Annotated in this window: 2 protein-coding genes; both read left to right on the forward strand. The window is 43.2% G+C overall.

Annotated elements, in window-relative coordinates:
• On the forward strand, positions 1-2,674 hold a 2,674-nt coding region (locus B879_RS20285), incomplete at its 5' end, for a M14 family metallopeptidase (protein WP_040401406.1).
• Positions 2,675-2,770: 96 nt separating this feature from the next.
• On the forward strand, positions 2,771-4,207 hold the full coding sequence (locus B879_RS20290) for a PhoPQ-activated pathogenicity-related family protein (protein WP_009187103.1): 1,437 nt from the start codon (positions 2,771-2,773) through the stop codon (positions 4,205-4,207).
• Positions 4,208-4,215 lie beyond the last annotated feature (8 nt).

The raw sequence follows: 4,215 nt of genomic DNA on the forward strand, positions 1-4,215 counted from the left end.
ATCGCTATCTCTTGTACAGGCTCAACAAGTCCCTGCTCCCAAGGATCATTTTGGGTTTGAAATAGGAGAGGATTACAAGCTATTTGACTACACTTCTTTTGAATCTTACCTGAAAAAAGTAGCAGAGGCTTCGGATAGGGCAAAACTTTTTGAGATTGGTCCAACCGAAGAAGGTAGACAGATGCCCATGCTGATTATTACCTCTCCGGAAAATCATAGTAAATTGGATAGGTACAAGGAAATTTCCCAGAAATTGGGAAGAGCTGAAGTCAGTGAACAAGAAGCTTTGGCTTTGGTGGCAGAAGGTAAACCTGTGGTATGGATTGATGGAGGATTGCATTCCACAGAAACGGTTGGTTCTCATCAATTGGTACCTACCATTTATGATTTACTGACAAGAACAGACGAGGAAAATATGCGGATTCTTAATGATGTGATCATTTTGGTCGTGCATACCAATCCGGATGGGCATGAAATTGTGTCCAATTGGTATATGGGACCCCAAGATGTCACCAAGAGGGATATGAGAACTCCATACATGTATCACAAGTACGTTGGGCATGATAACAATAGAGATTTCTTTATGAACAACATGAAGGAAACCACCAATATTTCCCTTCAACAATATGTAGAGTGGTTACCTCAGGTAATTTTTAACCATCACCAGACTTCTCCTGCGGGAACAGTAGTGGCAGGACCTCCTTATAGGGATCCTTTTAATCATGTGTTTGATCCTTTGATCATGACCAGTTTGGATGGTGTAGGTGCAGCCATGATCAACCGTTTGAATTTGGAAGGAAAACCTGGATATACGCGCTTAGGAGGATCAGTATTTTCATCTTGGTGGAATGGAGGATTAAGGACTACGCCTTATTTTCATAATATGATCGGGATTTTGACAGAAACCACAGGTGGCCCCACGCCTTCAGAAATTCCTTTGGTTCCTGAGCGTTTGATTCCTACCCACGCCACCCCATATCCCATTGAACCTCAGCCCTGGAATTTCAAAAAGTCAATTGACTACTCTGTGTCCATGAATTATGCGGTTTTGGATTATGCCAGTAGAAATGGAGATGCATTGTTGCATAACATCTATAAAATGGGTAAAAACAGCATTGATAGAGGAAATCAAGACCATTGGACCAAATATCCAAAGCGATCTGCAGCTGTACAAGAAGCCTTCAATAAAGCGAGAGAAAAGGCAGCCCAGGACGATCCAGAAATGGCATACTATGGTATGAGGAGTGGCCTGCCTACCCAGTATTTTGGAAAAGTATTTGAAGATCCAGCGCTACGAGATCCAAGAGGGTTCATTTTATCAGCCGATCAGGCTGATTTTCCGACCGCTGTTCGCTTTATCAATGCTTTGATCAAATCGGGTATTCAAGTGCACAAAGCCAATAGCAGCTTTACGGTCAATGGAAAGCAATACCCTGCCGGTTCTTATGTGGTCAAAACAGCTCAGGCTTTCCGTCCACATGTTTTGGATATGTTTGAACCACAAGATCATCCTAACGATTTTGAATATCCAGGAGGTCCTCCAAAAAGACCGTACGATGCCGCTGGATGGACTTTGGCCTTCCAGATGGGCGTTGAGTTTGATCGGGTGATGGATGCTTTTGATGGCCCATTTGAAGCTTTACCTTATGGTGTTGAAGAAAGTTTTCAGTCTCAGGTTTTGCCAAGAGGATCTGGTTTCCTTATTGATGCCCGAGGGAATAATGCTTTTATTGCAGTCAATGAATTGTTAAAGTCTGGGGCAGCGGTTTTCAGAACAGTCAATCCTGTATCGGGTATGCCTGCAGGTAGTTTCCATGTTTCAGGCTCAAGAGCTATCTTAGAAAAGGCAGCGCAGGATTATGGCCTGAAGATGCAATCGGCTTCCAGGCCTGCTGGAGCCGTAAGGATAAGACCTGCCCGGGTGGCTTTATTCGACCATTATGGAGGGTCAATGCCATCGGGTTGGGTAAGGTGGATGCTTGAACAATACCAATTCCCATTCCAAGTTATTTATCCGCAGGACATAGACAATGGTAACTTGAATGCCAAATATGATGTGATTCTTTTCATTGGTCCTGGAGCTCCTGGTACGGTTAGAAGCTGGGGAGGCATGCCCAAGGCTGAGGATATAGATCCACAATACCATAAACTATTGGGTAATTTAACCCGGGAAAAGTCGGTTCCTGAATTGAGGAAATTTATAGAAGCTGGAGGAAATGTGGTAGCGGTTGGAGCCAGTACTTCCCTGGCTTTTGACTTGGGATTGCCGGTAACCAATGCCTTGACCGAAAAACTACCGGATGGTAGAGAAAGACCATTGACAGGTGAAAGGTATTATATCCCGGGAAGTATTTTAAAAGCCCAATTGGACAATACTCATCCAGCAAATTGGGGCATGGGAGATGCCGCGAATATGGTATTCAACAACAGCCCGGTCTTTAATTTGGCTCCTGATGGATTGCTGCAAGGGGTAAAGCCATTGGCTTGGTTCGGAACAGAATCTCCATTGGTATCTGGATGGGCTTGGGGAGAGTCCTACCTCAGAAATGGTATAGTTGCGTTTGAAGCACCTATAGGAAAGGGTAAATTGTATGCTTTTGGCCCAGAGATCACATTTAGGGCACAGGCACATAATACCTTCAAATTGTTGTTCAATCAGTTGTATACCAACTAAATTTCAGAAAATTTCCGATACAAAGGGCACGATTTTTTTAAGATTGTGTCCTTTGTTTTTTTATATTAAGTGCCAATTTCAAAACAACAACCCAAAATGAAAATAACCTCAAGATATTTGGTAGGATTATGCGCTTTTCTCCTATTGGTATTTGTTTCCTGTCAGCAGCAGCGCGATGTCCAGGAAGTTCAAGAGATCAATGCATCCGAACTGTTAAAGGCTTATGTGCATGCACCAGATCCGGATTTTAGCTATGAAATCATATTTTCTGAGGAAGGAGAAAAGTACGATTATCATGTAATAAGGATGGTGTCCCAAAATTGGCTCAGCAAAGATTTGGTCGATCAGACAGAATGGTGGCACTGGGTATCCATGATAGTTCCCAAAGAATTGCCTTTTGAGACGGGAATGATGTGGATTGGAGGGGGAAGTAGGGAGAGCAAACATCCGGAAAAGCCAGAACCTTTGATCCTTGAGGCAGCTACACGGACCAATTCCATTGTAGCCCAAATTCATAATGTACCTTTCCAACCCTTAGTTTTTGATAATGATACTTTTGGAGAGCGGTATGAGGATGCTATTATTGCCTATGGCTGGAGGAAGTTTTTGGAAGGTGGTGCCAGAGATGAGGATGCCATTTGGCTGGCGAGATTACCCATGACCAAAGCTGTCAAATTAGCTATGGATGTGGTATCAGAAGTAGCTCAGGAAAAATACGAAAAGCTCTTGGATAAGTATGTGGTGGCCGGAGCTTCCAAAAGGGGCTGGACTACTTGGACTACTGCGGCGGTGGACGATAGGGTAGTTGCTATTGCTCCGGTAGTAATAGATCTTCTAAATATTGTGCCTTCCTTTCAGCATCATTGGCGAAATTATGGATTCTGGGCACCTGCAGTGGACGATTATGTGCGAGAGGGTATCATGGACTGGCAGGGAAGTAAAGAGTATGATAGGCTTTTGGAAATAACGGAACCCTATTCTTATCGGGAAAATTATGATATGCCCAAATTACTCATCAATGCTGCAGGGGATCAATTTTTTCTTCCGGATAGCTGGAAGTTTTATTGGGAAGGCTTGAATGGTGAAAAACACCTGCAATATGTACCTAATTTTGGCCATGACCTGAGGGAATCCGATGCTATTCCTAATTTGATTGCATTTTATGCTTCGGTCCTCAATAATACCCCCAGACCAACTTATGAATGGCAAATAGTGGAAGATAAAATCATCATCAGTACGGATCCTAATCAAAAACCATCCTCCATCAAGCTATGGTCTGCCACAAATGAGGAGAGTAGGGATTTCAGGATTGATGTCCTGGGTGAAAAATGGGAGTCGACTGAAATTTTGGTGAATGAAAGTGGACGATATGAAGTTCAGTTGGATGAGCCGGAAAAAGGATTTACAGGTTACTTTGTCGAAATCACTTATCCCGGTCAAGCACCCATTAAGGTGACAACAGGGGTAGAGGTGTTACCTAGAGCCTATCCATTTGAACCTTTTGAATCAAAATCCCCAAAGGGGAGCTTCTAAAAAAAAAT

The organism is Cecembia lonarensis LW9, assembly GCF_000298295.1.
GTDB lineage: Bacteria > Bacteroidota > Bacteroidia > Cytophagales > Cyclobacteriaceae > Cecembia > Cecembia lonarensis.

Bases quoted from the DNA above. Each gene is read 5' to 3' on its own strand.
- B879_RS20290 (WP_009187103.1), top strand. From the start codon at position 2,771: ATGAAAATAACCTCAAGATATTTGGTAGGATTATGCGCTTTTCTCCTA.